18 protein-coding genes are annotated in these 18913 nt (G+C 62.8%); 15 read left to right on the top strand and 3 right to left on the bottom strand.

Annotated elements, in window-relative coordinates:
• Positions 1–128: 128 nt before the first annotated feature.
• The 6 genes from GH665_RS34600 to GH665_RS34575 all read left to right on the top strand — a co-directional run bounded on the left by GH665_RS34600 (position 129) and on the right by GH665_RS34575 (position 6201).
• Positions 129–2294 (top strand): ATP-binding protein, encoded by a 2166-nt coding sequence (locus GH665_RS34600; RefSeq protein WP_153141567.1) that lies wholly within the window; start codon positions 129–131, stop codon positions 2292–2294.
• Positions 2291–3922: a response regulator gene (locus GH665_RS34595; protein ID WP_153141566.1), complete on the top strand. Its 1632-nt coding sequence runs from the start codon at positions 2291–2293 to the stop codon at positions 3920–3922. The genes GH665_RS34600 and GH665_RS34595 overlap by 4 nt, the downstream gene beginning before the upstream one ends.
• Positions 3919–4551: a response regulator gene (locus GH665_RS34590; RefSeq protein ID WP_153141565.1), complete on the top strand. Its 633-nt coding sequence runs from the start codon at positions 3919–3921 to the stop codon at positions 4549–4551. The genes GH665_RS34595 and GH665_RS34590 overlap by 4 nt, the downstream gene beginning before the upstream one ends.
• 134 nt (positions 4552–4685) lie before the next feature.
• Positions 4686–4931 carry a hypothetical protein gene (locus GH665_RS34585; RefSeq protein ID WP_153141564.1) on the top strand — a complete coding sequence of 82 codons (246 nt, stop codon included), beginning with the start codon at positions 4686–4688 and terminating at the stop codon, positions 4929–4931.
• A gap of 30 nt (positions 4932–4961) precedes the next feature.
• A complete protein-coding gene (locus tag GH665_RS34580; RefSeq protein WP_153141563.1) occupies positions 4962–5171 on the top strand; it encodes a hypothetical protein in 210 nt (69 codons plus the stop codon).
• 157 nt (positions 5172–5328) lie between these two features.
• The gene (locus tag GH665_RS34575; protein ID WP_153141562.1) at positions 5329–6201 is read left to right on the top strand and encodes an ABC transporter substrate-binding protein; all 873 of its coding nucleotides are present in this window, start codon (positions 5329–5331) and stop codon (positions 6199–6201) included.
• Positions 6202–6250: 49 nt separating this feature from the next.
• Here the strand turns inward: GH665_RS34575 and GH665_RS34570 are convergent, their stop codons facing one another.
• Positions 6251–7090, bottom strand: a complete 840-nt coding sequence (locus GH665_RS34570; protein WP_167531042.1) for a transposase — start codon at positions 7088–7090, stop codon at positions 6251–6253.
• A 53-nt stretch (positions 7091–7143) separates the two neighbouring features.
• The gene (locus GH665_RS34565) at positions 7144–7521 is read right to left on the bottom strand and encodes a hypothetical protein (RefSeq protein ID WP_246216461.1); all 378 of its coding nucleotides are present in this window, start codon (positions 7519–7521) and stop codon (positions 7144–7146) included.
• 159 nt (positions 7522–7680) lie between these two features.
• On the opposite strand from GH665_RS34565, the gene GH665_RS34560 reads away from it, so the two are divergent.
• Entirely contained in the window at positions 7681–8082 is a 402-nt protein-coding gene (locus tag GH665_RS34560; protein WP_153141560.1) for a DUF302 domain-containing protein, read from the top strand.
• A 9-nt stretch (positions 8083–8091) separates the two neighbouring features.
• Here the strand turns inward: GH665_RS34560 and GH665_RS34555 are convergent, their stop codons facing one another.
• The gene (locus GH665_RS34555; RefSeq protein ID WP_153141559.1) at positions 8092–8385 is read right to left on the bottom strand and encodes a DUF1330 domain-containing protein; all 294 of its coding nucleotides are present in this window, start codon (positions 8383–8385) and stop codon (positions 8092–8094) included.
• Positions 8386–8725: 340 nt separating this feature from the next.
• On the opposite strand from GH665_RS34555, the gene GH665_RS34550 reads away from it, so the two are divergent.
• The 8 genes from GH665_RS34550 (at position 8726) to GH665_RS34515 (ending at position 18854) form a co-directional block, all read left to right on the top strand.
• Positions 8726–9889, top strand: coding sequence for a porin (locus GH665_RS34550; protein WP_153141558.1), 1164 nt, complete (start codon positions 8726–8728; stop codon positions 9887–9889).
• 78 nt (positions 9890–9967) lie between these two features.
• Complete coding sequence (gene dapA, locus GH665_RS34545) at positions 9968–10858, top strand: 4-hydroxy-tetrahydrodipicolinate synthase (protein WP_106353019.1); 891 nt, start codon at positions 9968–9970, stop codon at positions 10856–10858.
• A gap of 42 nt (positions 10859–10900) precedes the next feature.
• A complete protein-coding gene (locus GH665_RS34540) occupies positions 10901–12070 on the top strand; it encodes an iron-containing alcohol dehydrogenase (RefSeq protein WP_153141557.1) in 1170 nt (389 codons plus the stop codon).
• Positions 12067–14415: a 4-hydroxythreonine-4-phosphate dehydrogenase PdxA gene (pdxA, locus tag GH665_RS34535; protein ID WP_153141556.1), complete on the top strand. Its 2349-nt coding sequence runs from the start codon at positions 12067–12069 to the stop codon at positions 14413–14415. Before GH665_RS34540 ends, pdxA begins: the two co-directional genes overlap by 4 nt.
• 144 nt (positions 14416–14559) lie before the next feature.
• Complete coding sequence (locus tag GH665_RS34530; protein WP_153141555.1) at positions 14560–15984, top strand: sodium:solute symporter family protein; 1425 nt, start codon at positions 14560–14562, stop codon at positions 15982–15984.
• A gap of 34 nt (positions 15985–16018) precedes the next feature.
• The gene (locus GH665_RS34525; RefSeq protein ID WP_425496073.1) at positions 16019–17197 is read left to right on the top strand and encodes a sialidase family protein; all 1179 of its coding nucleotides are present in this window, start codon (positions 16019–16021) and stop codon (positions 17195–17197) included.
• A gap of 148 nt (positions 17198–17345) precedes the next feature.
• A complete protein-coding gene (locus GH665_RS34520; protein ID WP_028194035.1) occupies positions 17346–18113 on the top strand; it encodes a DeoR/GlpR family DNA-binding transcription regulator in 768 nt (255 codons plus the stop codon).
• Positions 18114–18158: 45 nt separating this feature from the next.
• Positions 18159–18854: an SDR family NAD(P)-dependent oxidoreductase gene (locus tag GH665_RS34515; RefSeq protein ID WP_153141553.1), complete on the top strand. Its 696-nt coding sequence runs from the start codon at positions 18159–18161 to the stop codon at positions 18852–18854.
• Positions 18855–18913 lie beyond the last annotated feature (59 nt).

Here is an 18913-nt window from a genome sequence, read left to right as displayed (position 1 = left end):
CATCGACTGGCCAGGCAGGCGCAAACATTGAATGCCACCTGCCGACGCGGCGCCCGACGTGTCGGTATTCCGCTGCGGCAACGAGTGCAGAATAGACGAAACTAGAACCGTAGCACTCGCGGGGATGTATGAAGCACAATCTGTTCGACACATGGTGGAGTTTGATCGGCCGCTTGCGGGGCAGCCTTGTGTTGCGGCTGCTCGTGACGGTGCTGCTGGTCAGCTGCGCCGTCACTGTGTTGTTGACCGGCTTGCAGTTGTACCGTGACTACCACCGCGGGGTCGAGCAGATCGAAAGCCGGCTGGCGGATATCGATCGCAGCAATCGCGACAGTCTCGCGGAAGCACTCTGGCGATTGGACCATGCCCAGCTGCAACTGGAACTGAACGGCATTCTGCGTCTCGCCGACATCCGCGCCGTGGAAATTCGCGAGGCGGGGGCCACGGGGCAAGCCGCCTACATGAGCGCCGGCCAGCGCTCGGCCGGTCCGGTCGTCGCCCGCAAGTTTCCGCTGGTCTACAAAGTACAGGGCAAAGAGCGGCAGATCGGCGAGCTCTACGTCGAGGCGACACTGCTCGATCTGTACGATGAGCTGCAGCGAACCGCCGCGATGATTCTGGTCACGCAAGCGGCCAATACCTTTCTCGTCTCGCTGTTCATCGTCTACATCCTGTCCCGTCTCGTGATGCGGCACGTCGCTGCGATTGCGCGCACGGTGGAAAACTACGACTTCCGTAAAACGCCCCAGCCATTCACGCTCCAGCGGCGCAAGCCCCGCGAGCCGGACGAACTCGACCGTGTGGCGGCCGCATTCAATGCGATGAGCGCGCGCTTGTACTACGCGTATCGCGACGAGCGCGATGCGGCGGCTGAACGCGAGGCCCGCAATCTGGCCGAAGCAGCCAACCGGGCCAAAGGCGAATTCCTGGCGAACATGAGTCATGAGTTACGCACACCGCTGAACGGTATTCTTGGCTATGCCCAGATCCTGGCGCGCGATGCCCTGCTGAGCGAGCGGCAGCGCGAACGCGTCGAGGCGATCCGCAAAAGCGGCGAACATCTGCTGACCCTGATCGAAGACACGCTCGATTTCGCGAGAATCGAAGCGGGCAAGCTGCGGGTCGAAATCTGCGACGTGCGTCTGGCCGGGTTTGTCGATGTGATTCGGGAAATCATTGGCGTGAAGGCGGAGCAAAAGCGTCTCGGCTTCGTCTGCGAGGTCGCCGGGGATGCGCCTGCCGGCGTGCGTGCCGATGAACGGCGATTGCGCCAGGTAGTGCTCAACCTGCTTGCAAACGCCGTGAAGTTCACCGATTCTGGTTACGTCGGCCTGTATATCTCGAGGTCCGCGTCGAGCCGTGTCTGTTTCGAGGTGCACGATACCGGGATCGGTATCGGTCCCGATCAGTTGAACACGATCTTCGAGCCCTTCGAGCAATTGGGCGCAGCGGAGCGGCGGGCCGGCGGGGCCGGCCTCGGTTTGGCGATCAGCCGGGAGTTCGTGAGTGCGATGGGCGGCCGGATCGAGGTCGAAAGCCGCATCGGGCAGGGCAGTGTTTTCCGCTTCGAACTGCCGGCGGCGAACGTGCTGCCGGTATCGCATACGGCCAAGGCGGCGGCGTCGCGCCCGGATGCCGTGCAGGGTTATGAGGGGCCGCGCCGCAAGGTGCTGGTGGTCGACGACGTCGAGATCAATCGCGCGATCGTGGTGGACCTGCTGGGCCGTCTCGGCTTTGCCACGGTCGAAGCGGAAAACGGTCGTGAAGGGTTTGAGAAGGCGCAGCACGAACACCCCGCACTCATTCTCACGGACATCGTGATGCCCGAAATGAATGGACTCGAGCTGACCCGCAAGCTGCGCCAACTGGAGGCGTTCGCCCAGCTCCCGATCATTGCCATGTCCGCCAGTCCTTCCGGAACCAACCGGGCGATGAGCATGGATGCGGGCGTGAACGCCTTCCTTTCCAAACCGCTCGATCTCGAAGCGCTGCTGACCCAGATCGCCATGTTGCTCGGACTGACGTGGGTTCAGGCGACGCCAGCAGCGTCCACCCGCCCTAATATGCCCGAGCTGAACCTGGCGGCCGTGCCCAGGCAGCAGATGGAAGAGCTGCATCATCTCGCCCGCCTTGGCGACATGCATGAAATCATTGTCTGGGCCGAGAGAATGGCGGCGCGCGACCCGCGTTACCACGCGTTCACCGCGCCGCTGCGTGCGCTCGCCCGGGACTATCAATCGAAGGCTATTCTTCAGTTGGTCGAACGATACCTGAATGTCGAGCCCAAGCCATGAACGAAGCCAACGCAGAGGCCGGCGAACGGCCGACGATCCTTATCGCGGACGACACACCCGCGAATTTCGGTGTGGTTGTCGATAGCCTGACAGAGCGCGGTTTTCGGGTACTCGTTGCACTCGATGGCGAAGAGGCGCTCGAACGCGCGCTGTTTTCACAGCCCGACCTGATCCTGCTCGACGTGAAGATGCCGGGTATCGACGGCTTCGAGACCTGCCGGCGGCTCAAGGCGAATGAGCGCACGCGCGATATCGCCGTGATCTTCATGACCTCGTTGACGGGCGGCGACGACATGGTCGAGGGCTTCTCGGCCGGTGGTGTCGATTATGTGGCGAAGCCCGTGCGTGTCAATGAAATGATGGCACGAATCGAAACCCACCTCGCGCTGCGTGTGATGCACCGGCAACTGGTCGCGCAGAACCGCCAGTTGCTCAAAGAGGTGGCGGTGCGCCAGCAGGCCGAGACCGAACTGTCGCTCGCGCGCGATGTCCTCGAACAGCAGGTCGAGCAGCGCACGAGGCAACTGGCGGAATCGAACGCGAGGCTGTCCGCCCAGGTCGACGAACGCCGCCGGGCGGAAGCGAAATTACAGGCAAGCGAAGCGCGTTTTCGCACGATTGTCGAAACCAGTCCCATCCCGTTGTGCATCACGTCGATGCCCGAAGGCGTCATTCTGTACGCGAATGAACCGCTGCGCGAACTGTTCGGTCTCGACGCGCGCGCGGGCATGCTGACCAATATCGTCGATCTCTACGTGGATGCCGACGATCGCGACCGGCTGGTCTCGCATCTGCGCAATGAAGGCAGCTTCAGCAACAGCGAAGTCCATATGCGGCGAGCGGACGGGTCGTCGTTCTGGGCCATGGCGACCGCGCGCGTGGCGACCTTCGACGATGCGCCGGCGATCTACGTGGGCCTGAACGACATCACGGCGCGCAAGCGTATCGAGCAGGAGCTGTTCGAATCGCGCAATCAGCTGCGCGAACTGTCCGCATACATGGAGGCGATTCGCGAGGAAGAGCGCAAGCGTATCGCGATGGAAATTCACGATGAACTGGGCCAACTGCTGACCGCCTTGAGGATGGATGTTTCGCTGCTTAAAATGCGCCTCGGCCACGATTCCGATGCGATGCGAAAAGCCGACGACATGCGTGAACTTGTCGAAAAAACGATCTGGATGGTCCGCAACGTCGCCAACCATCTGCGGCCGGTGGCGCTGAACTTCGGGGTGGTTTCGGCGCTGGAGTGGCTGGTTGAAGATTTTGTGCGCCGTAACGGCATTCCGTGCCAGTTGCACATCAACGGCGGCGAGCCGGTGTTGCCGGAGGCTTGCGCTACCGCCGTGTTTCGCATTGTTCAGGCATCGCTCACCAATGTTGGGCGCCATGCGAATGCGGCGCGAGTCGACGTAACGCTGACCAGCACCGCGGCCGCGCTCGACCTCCACGTGAGCGACGACGGCTGCGGTTTCGATCCGGTCGTGGCGAGCAGGGGCTATTCGTACGGTCTCCTTGGCATGCAGGAACGTGCCCGCCTGATCGGCGGCGTGATGACGATCGACAGCGCACCCGGCATGGGCACAGCCATTTCCATTCACATTCCGCTCACAGGCGGGGAAAACACATGATTAACGTTCTGATTGCTGACGACCATGCTGTCGTGCGGGGCGGCCTGAAACAGATTATCGCGACGACAACCGACATCGTTGTCGCCGCCGAGGCCGCGCAGGGTTCGGAAGTGCTCGAACGGCTGCGTACGAAGCGCTTCGATCTGGTGTTGCTGGACATGACGATGCCCGGGATCAGCGGGGTCGATCTGATCCGGCGCGTGCGTGCCGAGCAACCCCCTTTGCCCATCCTCGTGCTGAGTATCCACAACGAGGCGCAGGTCGTTTCGCGCGCGCTGCGAGCCGGGGCAACCGGCTATGTGACGAAAGACAGCGATCCCGACGTGCTTCTCGCGGCGATCCGCAAGCTGGCGGGAGGCGGCCGCTTCATCGATCCGAAACTGGTCGATGCGATGGTCTTCGAAACCCATTCCGGCGACGCGCCGCCGCACGAGGTTCTGTCCGACCGTGAATTCCAGGTATTGCAAATGCTGGCGGCCGGCCAGGCTATCAACGAGATCGCCGAATCGTGCTCGCTCAGTGCCAAGACCATCAGCACCCATAAGATGCGCTTGATGCAGAAGCTCGGCCTCAACAACAACGCCGAGCTGATCCGATATGCAATCAGGCACGGTTTGGTCACGGAGTAAGGCGCGCCATTCAGGAAATCCTGAGCCTCGAAGCAGAGTTTCCTGAATGCACAATCCATTGCTCCTGACGGAAAAAAATATCCCGTTAGCCCACGATTGTCATACGCGAACGAGTTGTGCGAGGGGCAGAAGTGATGGCAACGAAAGACTCATTGCGCGGCTTGCGCGAGAAATTGCAGGCAACCGCGGGCGCACTGCCGGCCCGTTTGCTCGCGCTGCATGGCTCGCACGATGGTACGAGCTGCCGGGTCTGCATCGAAGTCAGCCGGCCCGACGGTCCGCTCGTGTTGTTCTTCTACCGGCACGGCGACGGCACCTGGCATGTATTCCCGCCCGTGGACAATCTTGGCAGGATGGGCTTTGAGCGGCTCGTGGCGTGATCTGACGGCGCCGGACAAGGGAGATCGTGAATGAGCGCGGAGCACTCGGCGGAGTTGTCGAAGCACGAGACGGAATTGCGTGTGTGGATGAGCGAATGGTATGACCATGCGTTTTCGATCGGCTTCATCCGGCCACCTTTCATACTCGACGACGTGACCGCCTCGAGGCTGGAAGGCTATTTCAACGTAGGACTGACACCCGTGGAAGGGGTCAACGCAGTGTTCGGCGCGGTTCATTGACCACGCCGGCGCACTGAAGCGCCTGCTGCGGCAGCGGGAAAGCACGGTTTGCCAGTATGCGTTGCGCATGGCACGATGAAACACCGTTCAGGTGCGCACCTGAGCGGCGATGCGCCAATCCGGGCGCACCATTCCGTGTCGAGAAACCTTTCCATTCATGCATCGCAGGCGTTTTGTACTGGCCGCGCTGGGCGCCGCGGGCTTGACGCTTGGCACGCCTGCCGCGTCGGCCGGGCCTTTCCACATCGTCTATCCACGCATTCGTCCCGGCGGGGACGTGCACGCTGCGTTTGCACTCGCTGTCCTCGATCTGGCGATGAAAACGGCGCAAGCCGCCTATACGGCGCAGCAGACCGACATTGTCATGGAGCGTGGCCGCGCGCTGGCCGAACTGGCAAACGGCAACAATACGATCAATCTGCACTGGACGAGCATGGAGGCGAGCTCCGAACGCGGCCTGAACGTGGTGCGGATTCCGATCCATCGCGGGCTGATCGGCTATCGGATATTCATCATAAGAAAGGACCGGCAACGCGATTTCGACAGAGTCGAGCGCTTTTCGGATCTGAAAGCGTTCACGTGCTGTCAGGGGCTAGGATGGATCGATACCGACATCCTGCGGACAACCGGTCTGGATGTTCAAACGTCGACTTACGAGTCACTGTTCGAAATGACCCAGAGCGGGCGGGTCGACTATTTTCCAAGAGGCGTGGTTGAAGCGTTCGCCGAGCTGGAGGCTCGGCGGCATCTCGAACCTGACCTGGTTGTCGAGAACCGGTTGATGCTGAAGTACCGGTCCGATTTTATTTTCTACGTCGCGACGGGCCACGCGGCGCTCGCGGAGACGATCGAGAGGGGCCTCGTGCTGGCGTATCGCGACGGGACTTACATGAAACTGTTCAATTCGCATCCCTACATTCAGAATGCGCTGGTCCTCGCAAAACCCGCGTTGCGGAAGACCTTTCAACTGGATAATCCCTACCTCTCCGAAGCGGACCGCAGAATTCCAGACGAGTACTGGATGCTCTGAGAAATCGAGGTCGTGCGGGCGTGCCTTTAATGGATCGCTGTGCACCCGCTTACCCTGACCGGAGTTTTCGCTGCCAGAGATCGTTCTCGAGCTCGGCGTCCTCGCTATTGTTGCCGAGTGCTTCGTCGATCCAGCGCCGCGCCCATTCGAAGGCATATTGCTGGGCCGCCTCGCTGTTCCTGAAGCTTGGGCCAATCAGTCCGGAGCGGGCCATCCGCCGGGCATCCCGCACGATCTCGGCCCAGCCGCGGAAGCGGCCGTTGGCGACGGGATCGGCGACGAGATAAATGACGTAGCCGCGCGGATCGAGTTCGCATCGGCCGTTCGACGCAAGGCCCATCCAGGGCGAGACAGTCCGATGAATGCTCTGCGGGCGCTCGGCCGGCCCGCCGGAGGAGACATGCTCAGGCCGGGTGTGCGAAGCATTCGGCAACTGCTGTGCGATCCGGGTGAACGTATCCATCGTGAGACGTGGCCGCCGTGTGCCCTGCGGTGCCTGCCATGCCGCCTGATCTTTCCAGAATACCTGCCGAAGGCCCTCGTCCCTGGGTTGACGCTCAATGGTCCGCGGCGCGGCGTGGCGGAGTTCCGGCAGCCCGTCCGGGCCGCAGCGAAACTTGCGTCCGGCGTTCGAGAGAAGCCGGTGCATTTCCGCGAGGGCGCCGGTCGACCGCCATTTTTCGAGGCTGCGCCGGCATGTCGGCACGGACGGGAAGGTGCCCGGCAAGCGTGACCACGATTCGCCGGTGGTGAGGATCCACAGCACGGCATTGGCCACGAGTCGAACCCGCACACGAGGCCGGCCGCGTTGCCCATGAGCGATGATCGCATCCGACAGGATGGGCGCTAACTGCCGCCATTCCTCGTCGCTGATTTCGTTGAAATGCACGCTGTCCTCCCCCCACCTGTTGCCTGTTGCCTGGCCCGGCTTCTCCGGTCGCGCTACGCGTTGCCCGTCGCCCACGTCGACTGGGACGAGAGCGACGACAGTGACGAGAGGGCAAGCAGATCCTCGACGCAATCCGACAGTTCGCAGAGCTCCTCAAACGAGGCGCCCCTGGCATCGAACAGATGATGTCGTCGGAGATCGCGCAGCGCGGTGGCGAGACGCCGAAGGGCCTCGGGGTCGCTATTCGTCAACGGCCAACCGCTTAGCAGATGCCTCAACGGCACCACGCTTCTGCTTTCGCACCACACGTCGAAAAAATTCAGGCACATCGTGTTGATATGCTCGACGGAATTCTCGCGCTCGGACAGGTAAGGGAACATGACAGCCCCGGGCAAATGACGATAGACGATGCATGCATCGTATGCGGTCATTTATTCCGGGGCTGTCGGGACATCGAGAAAAAATGGACGGTCGATGCTGAACTTCGGGTCAGGAAATCCTTAAGGGTCGCTTCGTTGAAGCTGGCAAATGGCGGAATCGGCGACTAGAACAAAGGATGGCATAACGATCGTCAACACACGGAGGAATCCATGTCCGCGCTCACCGCCGATAACGGCATTGTCAACGTACCCACGCAACGCACGGTCGAGCAAGCCGCCGACGCGTTTGCGTCGCTGATCGAAGCGAAGCACATCATCCTGTTTGCCCGCATCGATTTCGCCGCGGATGCGCAGCGCGCGGGGCTGGCGATGCCGCCGTCGCAATTGCTGGTGTTCGGCAATCCGCGGGCCGGGACGCCGCTGATGCTGGCCGCGCCGAGCGTGGCGCTCGATCTGCCGCTCAAGGTGCTGGTGTGGCAGGACGAAGCCGGCCACGTGTGGTTCTCGTATAACGCTACGAGCTATCTGCAGGCGCGGCATGGCGCGCCTGCAGAGTTGATGAAAGCGATCGACGGCATCGGCGCGCTTGTGCAGGCCGCCGCGGCCACCTGAGCGTACGCGTTACTCGGCGCCGCGAACGATGCGCAGATCGCGCTCGGCGCCGTCGGCCAGGGCCTCAAGCGCTTTCTTGTAGGCGTCGCTTTCATAGGCGGCGATGGCCTGTTCGTAGGTCGGAAACTCGATCACGACAGTCCGCTCCTTCAAACCTTGCTCACGAACTTCTTCGGCCGCGCTGCGTACGATGAATTTGCCGTTGGCTGCGGCCACCGCGGGTGCTGCCAGCTGTGCGTACGCGGCCAGCTTCGACGGGTCCTTGATCGCGCGGTACGCGGTCACCCAATATCCCTTGCTCATCTGAATCTCCTGGTTTTGCGGCGTGAAAGTAGTGGTCGCGTTGCAAAGCAACGACGCGGGAATTATGTCACTTCGAGCAACCCCCTACCCGATAGCCACGTCACGCCAGCTGGTTTTGTCTCCCCCTACATCGGCTGCGTGATCGGTTGACTTAGAACTGATCGATTCAATCGTTTTCATGATTGATTCGAAAAAAATTCTTGCAAACGACTGAATCGATCATTATATTGACCGAATCGGTCGTTTGTATTGAGCGAAACGCTCACGTCAGCAGGCCTCGACCGTCTGCAAGTGGCCGAAGCGCCATGGCCTGCCATCAAGAAAAATCACGGAGACACAATTGAAGAAACGTTCCTTCCAGGTCCTGGCCACATTGGGCGTACTCGGTGCGGCCACGACCAGCGCGCACGCGCAAAGCAGCGTTACTCTGTATGGATTGATCGACACGTCGCTCGTCTATTCGAACAGCCAGAAAGGCCACTCGAATCTCCAGATGTCGAGCGGCACGTTGTCTGGCAGCCGCTGGGGATTGCGCGGTCAGGAGGATCTGGGCGGCGGCCTGAGCGCGCTGTTTGTCCTTGAGAATGGTTTCAGCAGCACGGCCGGCACGCTCGGTCAGAACGGCCGTGAGTTCGGGCGCGCCGCTTATGTGGGTTTGAGCGGCGGTTTCGGTAAGGTGACAGCGGGGCGGCAGAACGACACCTCCGCGGATTTTCTCGGTGCACTGACGGCGGCCAATCAGTGGGCGGGCGGTCTTGGCGCGCATCCGGGCAATACGGACAACCTTTACGTGAATGAACGGATTAGCAATAGTGTGAAGTTCACCAGTAACGACTATGCTGGCTTTCGCTTCAGCGGCTTGTACAGCTTTGGCGGCACCGCCGGCGACTTCTCGAATAACCGCGTCTGGGGGCTCGGCGCCACCTATGCGAACGGCCCGTTGGTGGTTGCGGCGTCCTATATGAACGCCACTACGCCGAACACCGGACTGTTCGACGGCACTGCCGGTACGGCGGCGATCTCGCCGAACAACACCCCGATCTACTCCGGCTACGCGTCCGCGCGTACGCTTCAGATCGCGGCGGTGGGCGGCGCGTACACGTTCGGGGCGGCCACCTTTGGGTTGATCTACTCGAATTCGAAGTTCAAGGATCTGGGGTCGGGCGCGGCGTCCGCACCCGTGGCGCGTTTTGCCGGCGATACCGCGACCTTCGATAACGTCGAAGCCAACTTTCGCTATCAGCTGACGCCGGCCACGCTGCTCGGTATGGCCTACAACTACACCCGTACGCACGGCGCCGGCGACGCGCACTACAACCAGGTGAACGCCGGCGCTGACTACTTCCTGTCGAAGCGTACCGACGTGTATCTCAGCGCCGGCTGGCAGGCGGCGAGCGGGATCGATTCGACGGGTCGCGCGGCAACCGCGGCGCTGTGGCCGATTACGGCGTCGAGTACCTCGCATCAGTTCGTCACGGCGCTGGGCTTGCGTCACAAGTTCTGAACGATTCGAGCAGTCTGATTAAACAGGAAGGCCTCGAGCCAGAACCTCGAGCCTTCCTTCGTAGAAGTGGAGTCGAGCATGACAGTCTTGTTCAAAGGGATCATTCCCGCCCTCATCACGCCGATGACGGCATCGGAAGAGGTCGATGAAGCGGGTTTGCGCGCACTGATCGAACGCCTGATCGAGGCAGGTGTGCATGCGCTGTTCGTGCTCGGCACCAACGGCGAATTCATCGCGTTGAACGAAGCGGAGAAACTGCGGATCGCGAAGATCGCCGTCGACCAGGCGCGCTCGCGCGTGCCGGTGATTGCTGGTACCGGCGCGTATGCCACGCGCGACGTGATCGATTTGAACAGCAAGATGCTTGATGTGGGCGTGGATGCGGTATCGGTGATCACGCCGTACTTCAACGGCGCGACGCAGCCGGAACTGTTCACCCACTATGAACGGATCGCGCGGGCCACCACCTTGCCGGTGATGCTCTACACGATCCCCGCGAAGGCCGGCATCACCTTGACCGTGGACACGGTACGCCGCCTGGCCGAGATCCCCAACATTCGCGGTATCAAGGATAGCGGTGGGGATTTCGACCGTTTGCTGCAACTGATCAATCTGCGCCGCGACGATTTCGCGGTGTTCACCGGCACCGACTCGATGATTCTGTGGACCCTGATCGCAGGCGGCGACGGCGCGGTGGCCGCGACCACGAATGCGGTACCGGATGTCGTCACGTCGATCTGGAAGCACTTTCAGGCTGGCGATATCGCGGCCGCACGCAAGGCGCAGGAATCGCTGCGCGCGCTGCGTGACGCCTTCGCGCTCGGCACGATGCCGGTGGTGCTGAAGACCGCGGCGCAAATGCTCGGCATGCCGGCCGGTCCGGCGCGTTCGCCCGCCCAGCCGCTCGATGCCAATGCCCGCGCCCGTCTCGAACAGGCACTCGCGGTGTACCGCGACGCGTCACGTTAAAACACCTCGGCCACGCCACTCTATCGCCAACGACCTACCGTCATGACCACGACCTATCACTTCCAGACCGTCAAGCACATCGTGCACGGCGCGCACAGCCTTGACCTGCTGGCTGACAAACTTGCCTTGCTCGACACTCCGGTCAAACGGATCGCCTTGATTACCCAGCCTGCGATGGAGCAACTCGGTGTGATCGATCGCGTGACGGCCGCACTTGCGCAGAAAGATGTCGAAGTGCTGATCGTGCGCGATGTCGAACCCGAGCCGACCATCGGCAACGTGGAAAGCGTGTTCAGCGAGCAGATCGCACCGTTCGCGCCGCACGCGATCCTGTCGATCGGCGGCGGCAGCGTGCTCGACGCAGCCAAACTGTTTGCCGTGCGCCTGACCAATGAGCAGCCGCTGCGCGAATGGCTCGGTATCGATCTGATCAGGAAACCGGGTGTGCCCTTGATCCTCGTACCGACCACCGCCGGCACCGGCTCGGAAGTCACGCCCAATGCAATCGTCACATTGCCGGACGAGGCCCTGAAGGTCGGCATCGTGAGCCGTCATCTGTTGCCGCAGCTCGTGATTCTCGATGCCGCGCTGACGCTGAAATTGCCGAAAGCGATTACTGCGGCGACCGGCATGGACGCGTTCGTGCATTCGCTCGAGTCGTATATCTCGACCAAGGCCAATCCGGTCAGCGATATGTTCGCGATGGAATCGATGCGGCTGATCGGCGCGAACATTATCGAAGCGTACGAGCACGGTGAATCGATCAAGGCGCGCGAGGCCATGATGCTTGGCTCGATGTACGGCGGCCTCGCGTTGACGGCGGCCGGCACGGCCGCGGTGCATGCGCTCGCGTATCCGCTCGGCGGCATGTTCAATATCACGCACGGCGTGGCGAACGCGATGCTGTTGCCGCATGTGATGGCCTTCAATATGGATGCCTGTGCGGGCCGGCTCGCCGACGTCGCGCATGCGCTCTCGCTCTGCGCGCACGACGACAACGAAGAGGCCGCCGCGCGCAAGCTGATCGAGCGGATCAACGAGTGGACGGCGGCGGTCGATATTCCCCAGGATCTGCGCAAGTTCGGCGTCAGCGAAGACGACCTCGATGCGCTCGCGGTGGCGGCGGCGAAAGTCAAACGGCTGCTCGGCAACAACCCGAAACCGCTTTCGCTCGACGACATGAAAGCGATCTATCGCCGTCTGCTGCCATGAAGCTTGCACGCGAACGCCGCTTGCGGCTCCTGATCATCGGCGACGATCTGTCGGGCACAGCCGACTGCGCCGTGACAGGCGCGCGCCTCGGCTTGCGCAGCGTCGTGATGCTGGATGCGCGCGCGTCTTCGGCGGCTGCAAGGCGCGAAGCGAACGACCCGCACGATGTGACCGACGCGGTCGACGTCCTGGCTGTCGACGCCGATTCGCGCCGGCTGGACGCTACGTCGGCGGCGCACCGTCATGCGGACCTGTGGCGCGAACTGGGCTGCGCGCAGACGAAGCTCTACAAGAAAGTCGATTCGACGCTGCGCGGCAACTTCGCGGCGGAGGTGGCCGCGCTTGTGCCGCTCGCCGGCATGGCGATCGTGGCGCCGGCGTTTCCGGCCGCCGGCCGCACGACACGCGACGCACGCCAGTGGCTGAACGGGCTGGCGGTGGAAGACACCGAGGTATGGCGTAACGAAGGGATCGGTGGCGAAGCGAATCTTCCCGCGATGCTCGGGCAATACGGCGTGCGCGCGGTTGCGCTCACGCTGGCCGAGGTTCGGGCGGACAGCGCCCTGCTGGCCGAACGGCTCGACACGCTGCGCCAGGCCGGGATTCAGGCCGTGGTGTGCGACAGCGAAACGGCGGACGACCTGCAACGGGTCGCCCGCGCGTCGGCAACGTTGCGCGGCGTGTTCTGGGTCGGCTCGGCAGGGCTCGCAGGTGATCTGATGTGCGCATTGAATCTGGCCGATGCGGTGCAGCTCGCCACACCGGCACAGCACACGCCGGGTCAGCCGGTACTGACCGTGGTCGGCAGCATGTCGAGCGTGTCCCATGCGCAGATCGAGCGGCTGAAAACAGAAGCGGGCAGCGCGCTTGTTGCGTTCGAAGTCGAGACGCGGACGCTGCTTGCCGAGCCGCCCACAGAAGCGAATGCGAATCTTCCGCGCAAGGTGAGCGCAGCGCTGCAACAGGGGCGCCACGTCGTCGTTTCGCTGAGCCAGTCCGATCGCAGCAGCGTCGCCGACGGCCTGCTGTTCGCCCAGCGTCTCGCAGCATTGCTTGCGCCCACGCTGCCGTTCGCCGGCAGCGTAATCGCCACCGGCGGCGAGACCGCGCGCGCGTTGCTGTCCGCTGCCGGCATCGGCCAGTTGCGGATTGTCGAAGAAATCGAAAGCGGTGTGCCGCTGCTGCACGCGGATCACAACGGGCGCCGCCTTTACGTCGTTACCAAAGCCGGCGGCTTCGGCCATCCCGGCACGCTTCATCTTGCCTGGCGAAAACTCGCCGGCGTTCAACGCGTTGCCCGGCCTATCGAGGCCACCCTCAAAGGACTTACCACCATGACCTATCGTCCAGTTATCGGCATCACCATGGGCGATGCTGCCGGCGTCGGCCCCGAAATCGTCATGAAGGCTCTGGCCCATGCCTCCGTCTACGAACAGTGCCGACCGCTCGTGATCGGCGACGCCGCGCGTTTGCGCGATGCGGGCCAGCGCGCGGGCGTCGCGCTCGAAGTGCGCTCGATCGACAGTCCCGCGGACGCCGGTTTCGAGTGCGGTGTGGTCGATTGCATCGATCTCGGCCTGATTCCGGCGGATCTGCCATACGGCAAGCTCTCGGCCATCGCAGGCGATGCGGCGTATCAGTACATCGCGCGTACCGTCAAACTGACCTCGGCCGGCGAACTGGACGCAATCTGCACGGCGCCGCTGAACAAGGAAGCGCTGCACGCAGGCGGCCACATTTTCCCCGGGCATACGGAGATGCTCGCGCATCTGACGGGTATCGACGAAGTGTCGATGATGCTCGTCGCGCCGAAGCTGCGCGTGATTCACGTGACGACGCACATCGGCCTGCTCGATGCGATTCGGCGCATTGAACCGGGTCTCGTGCAACGGACCATCGAGCGCGCGCATGAAACGTTAGTGCGCGCCGGAATCGACAACCCGCGCATCGGCGTCTGCGGGATCAATCCGCACGCGGGCGAGAACGGCTTGTTCGGCTACGGCGAGGAAGAGGAAAAGATCATTCCGGCGGTGCAGGTGCTGCAGGCGCGCGGCTGGGATGTCGAAGGTCCGTTGCCCGCCGACACGCTGTTTTTCCGCGCCGGCCGCGGGGACTTCGATGTGGTGGTCGCGATGTATCACGACCAGGGCCACGGCCCGGTCAAGGTGATGGGCCTCGAGGCCGGCGTCAACGTGACAGTCGGCCTGCCGGTGATCCGCACCTCGGTCGATCACGGGACGGCCTTCGACATCGCCGGCAAGGGGATCGCCGACGAACGCAGCATGCTCGAGGCGCTGAAGCAGGCACTCGATCTCGCGACGCGGCACTCCGAGCTGGAAGCCTGAGCGCGGGCCGCAAACCGGTAACAACCGGCAACACCTTGCCGCTCATGCGGTGGAAACAGATTCTCGGCCGGCGAGAAGGCGGGGACACGCCCGGCGGCCGAATTTTTCGATGCGAAGACGTCGTCAAAATACATTGGAGACACCATGGCAACTTTTAGCTACTGGGACACAGCGATCATCATCGGGATGGTCGTGCTCTACATCCTGCTGACCAGCTGGTTCAGCATCCGGCTGCGCAGCCGCAATTCCGAGCAGTTCATGGTGGCGTCGCGCTCGATGCCGGCCATGGTCGTCGCGGTATTGCTGATGTCGGAGTTCATCGGCGCGAAGTCGACGATCGGCACCTCGCAGGAAGCGTTCAGCGCGGGTATCGCGGCGTCGTGGTCGGTGATCGCCGCGTCGATCGGCTTTCTGTTCTTCGGCCTGTTCATGGCCAAACGCCTCTACAGTTCGGGTGAATTCACGATCTCCGGTTTCATCGCAATGAAGTACGGCAAGCGTGCAAAGCTGGTCGTCTCGGCGATCATGATCTATGCGCTGTTCCTCGTGAACGTGGGCAACTATGTGAGCGGCGCGGCGGCGATTTCAACGGTGATGCGCATCAATCTGCCCACTGCGGCGGTGATCACGGCGATTGTCAGTACCGTGTATTTCGCCTGGGGCGGCTTGAAGAGCGTCGCCTATCTGACCATCGTGCATAGCGCGGTCAAGCTGATCGGCATCGCGATTCTGGTGATCGTGGCGTGGCAAATGACCGGTGGCATCCAGCCGATGATGGCGCAGATGCCCGAGCATTACTTCACATGGAACGGCTCGCTGAGCAACGGTACGATCGGCGCGTGGATCATCGGCACGGCCGGCGCGATCTTCTCGACCCAGTTCATCATTCAGGCGATTTCCGCGACCCGTTCGCCGGCGGCGGCGCGCAATGCCTCGCTGCTTGCCGCGGCGTTATGCGTGCCGATCTCGATCGCGCTGGGTTTTCTCGGCGTGGCTGCCAAGTTTCTGTTTCCCCACATCAAGAGTCTCTATGCGCTGCCGGTGTTCCTGCAGCATATGAATCCGCTGCTGGCCGGCGTGGTGACGACTTCGCTGGTGGCGTCGATTTTCGTCAGCGTGTGCACGGTGGCGCTTGCGATCGCATCGCTGGTGGTAAAGGACTTCTATGTGCCGCGTTACAACCCGACGCCGGACGTCGAATTGCGCATGACGCGCTGGATTTCGCTGGGGGTCGGACTCGTGCCGCTCGTGTTCGTGCTGTTCGTTCCGCAGATTCTCGCGCTGTCCTTCTTCACGCGGGCGTTGCGGTTGACGGTCTCCGTGGTGGCCTTGATCGGCATCTATCTGCCATTCTTTAACAGCAGCCGTGGCGCAATGGCCGCGCTGATCATCGCAACGATCTCGACGACGGTCTGGTATCTGCTCGGCAATCCGTTCGGCATCGACAATATGTATGTGTCGCTGGTGACACCGGCTATCGTAATCGTGCTGGAAAAGCTGCTGTTTCCGTCGGGTTCCAAGCCTGTCGGCGCGAGCGGGGAGCGGCTTCAGCATCGTGAATCACATTGAAGTGACGTATTCAGGAGAACTCCGGATGACTTCCATCCTCGCAGAGACCCCGGCCTCGACGGCGTGGGACAGCCACGTACGCGTGACCTACGCCGACGCGCAACGCCGCGACGCGTATTTGCCGTCTCCATGCGTGCAGAATCACGCGGCCAATCTGCATGCGCTGCCTGATGGCGACCTGCTGTGTGTCTGGTTCGGCGGTACGCAGGAAGGAATTCCCGACGTGTCGGTCTACATGTCGCGCTTGCGTGCCGGTACCGGCGTCTGGTCCGAGCCCGAGAAACTGTCGAACGACCCGACGCGCTCCGAGCAGAATCCCGTGCTGTTCACCGCGCCCGATGGCCGCTTGTGGCTGACTTATACCGCGCAGTTGTCCGGACATCAGAACACGGCGATTGTGCGGCGGCGCATCTCGTCCGACGGCGGGGTGAGCTGGGGGCCGATCGAAACGTTGTTCGACCGTGCGGGCACCTTCGTGCGCCAGCCGATCGTCGTGCTGCCGGACGGCGCGTGGTTGTGTCCGGTGTTTATGTGCCGCACCGAACCCGGCGAGCGTTGGGTCGGCAACAACGATATCAGCGCCGTGCTGATTTCCGCGGACGAAGGACAGTCGTGGCGCGAATATGAGGTGCCCGATAGCGTGGGTTGTGTGCATATGAACGTCCAGGTGCTCGCAGACGGCTCGTTGCTTGCGCTGTTCCGCAGCCGCTGGGCGGACTTCATATACGCGAGCCGCTCGAAAGATGGCCGCACGTGGAGCGCGCCGCAAGCGACCACGTTGCCGAACAACAATTCGTCGATCCAGTTCGTGTCGCTGAAAAATGGCCATCTCGCGCTGGTGTACAACGAGAGCGACGCGTCGCATGCCACCGGGCGGCGCGCCTCGCTGTACGACGATATTGAAGACTCCGAAGACAGCGGCGCGTTGCGCGACCAGCGCGCGTCGGCACGCGGCAGCGCGTTCTGGGGCGCGCCGCGAAGCCCGATGTCACTGGCGATTTCCGAAGACGGCGGCCACAGTTGGACACGTCGGCGCACTCTGGAAATCGGCGATGGCTACTGCATGACGAACAACTCGGCCGAGCAGCGTAACCGCGAGTATTCGTATCCGTCGATTGTGCAATCGGCCGACGGTGCATTGCATATTGCTTTCACTTACTTCCGTCAACGGATCAAGTACGTGAGCGTCGACGAAACGTGGGTGCGCGGTTGAAGTCGTAAGTCAGGCAGCAGGGGGAGCAGCCGGTTTTGAGCGAACCGGAAAGGGACGCGGCGTACGAATGGAAATTCGCTACACTAGGCACACTTTTTCGCGCGCTGCTGGCGCGCTGTCGCTTAACCGGTTCCTCCGATCCAAGATCATGAAAGTTGCGAAACGCCGCGAGGCGATGCTTCACGCTGTACTGGGCGGGATGACAGATGTCGGTACGCTGTGCGAGCACTTCGGCATGTCCGAGGCGACCGTGCGGCGGGATTTGCGGGCACTCGCCGACGACCGCCAGATCCTGCGCACCTATGGCGGCGCGGCAGCGGTCAGTGCGCATGAACCGGAAGCGTCGCTCGACGAGCGCAGCGAGAGCTTTCGCGAGCAGAAGGATGCGATCGCGCGCGCCGCGCTCCTGCATGTCCAGGAGGACGACACGCTGTTTCTCGACGGCGGGACGACCACGGCAGCGCTGGCGCGGCAATTGATCGGGCATCGTTCGATTCACGTCGTGACCAATAACCTGCTGGTGGTCGGCGCGCTCGCCGCCAGCAAGGTGCGGGTGACGCTGATCGGCGGCGATATCCGCTCGTCGAGCATGAGTACGCTCGGGCCGCTCGCACAGCTTGCGCTGAGCCGCCTGAGTTTCGACAAGGCGTTTCTCGGCGCGGACGGCGTGACAGCAACGCGTGGCCTGTGTGAGGCGACGGCCGAGCAGGCGTATCTGAAGGAATGCGTGATCCGTCAGGCGGCCAGCGTGTTCGTGCTCGTCACCGCCGACAAGCTCGGCCGCGCCAGCCAGCAGCATTGGACGCCGCTCGAGCGCGACTGGACCTTGATCACCGATAACGCGGCTCAGCCGCAGGAACTGGCCTTGTTCGACGAACGGGGCGAGGTGACGGTGGAGACCGTGGCGGTTCGATAGGCATTCGCGACGTCTCTCCGTGACCGATTCTCAAGGAGAAGCGGAGTGACAGCGAAAGCAGGTGAGCAACGGCATGCGGTGGTGACGGGTGCGTCGTCGGGAATCGGCGAGGCGATCGTTCAACGTCTGCTGGAGGATGGGTGGCGTGTAACCGGCCTGTGCCGGACACCGGCAACGCATCAGGTCGAGCGCCTGACCATCGTCTCCGTCGACGTAACCGATTTTGCCGCGCTGGGGCCAGTGGTCGACGCTATCGGCGCTTGTGACGCGTTCGTGCATGCGGCAGGGTTCATGCGCACGGCGCCGCTCGGCGAACTCGCCGCCGAAGACGGCGCGGCGATGTGGCGAATTCATGTCGACGCAGCGGCATATCTCGCCAATGCGTTGTTGCCGAACCTGGCTGCAGGCGGCCGCATCGTGCTGGTCGGCAGCCGGACCGCGAACGGCGCCGTCACCCGCAGCCAATACGCGGCGACCAAAGCGGCGCTGGTCGGCATGGCCCGCTCCTGGGCCGCCGAACTTGCTCCGCGCGGCATCACCGTTAATGTGGTGGCGCCAGGCGCCACCGATACGCCGCTGCTCAGCCATCCCGCGCGGGCCGGTACCCCGCCTAAATTGCCGCCGATCGGCCGCTTCGTCAAACCGTCGGAAGTGGCGGCGCTGACCGCCTTTCTGCTCGGCGCCGAAGCGGGCGCGATTACCGGGCAACAGATCGTGATGTGCGGAGGAGCGTCGCTCTAAGCGCGCATGACGTCGATCGAAGGCGCGTTGCCGGCCGGATTCGCACCGTGCCCGGTCAT

The sequence above is a fragment of the Paraburkholderia agricolaris genome (assembly GCF_009455635.1).
GTDB classification, from domain to species: domain Bacteria; phylum Pseudomonadota; class Gammaproteobacteria; order Burkholderiales; family Burkholderiaceae; genus Paraburkholderia; species Paraburkholderia agricolaris.
Note: the sequence above shows the minus strand (reverse complement) of the source record. Positions and strands in the feature narration are given on the sequence as shown.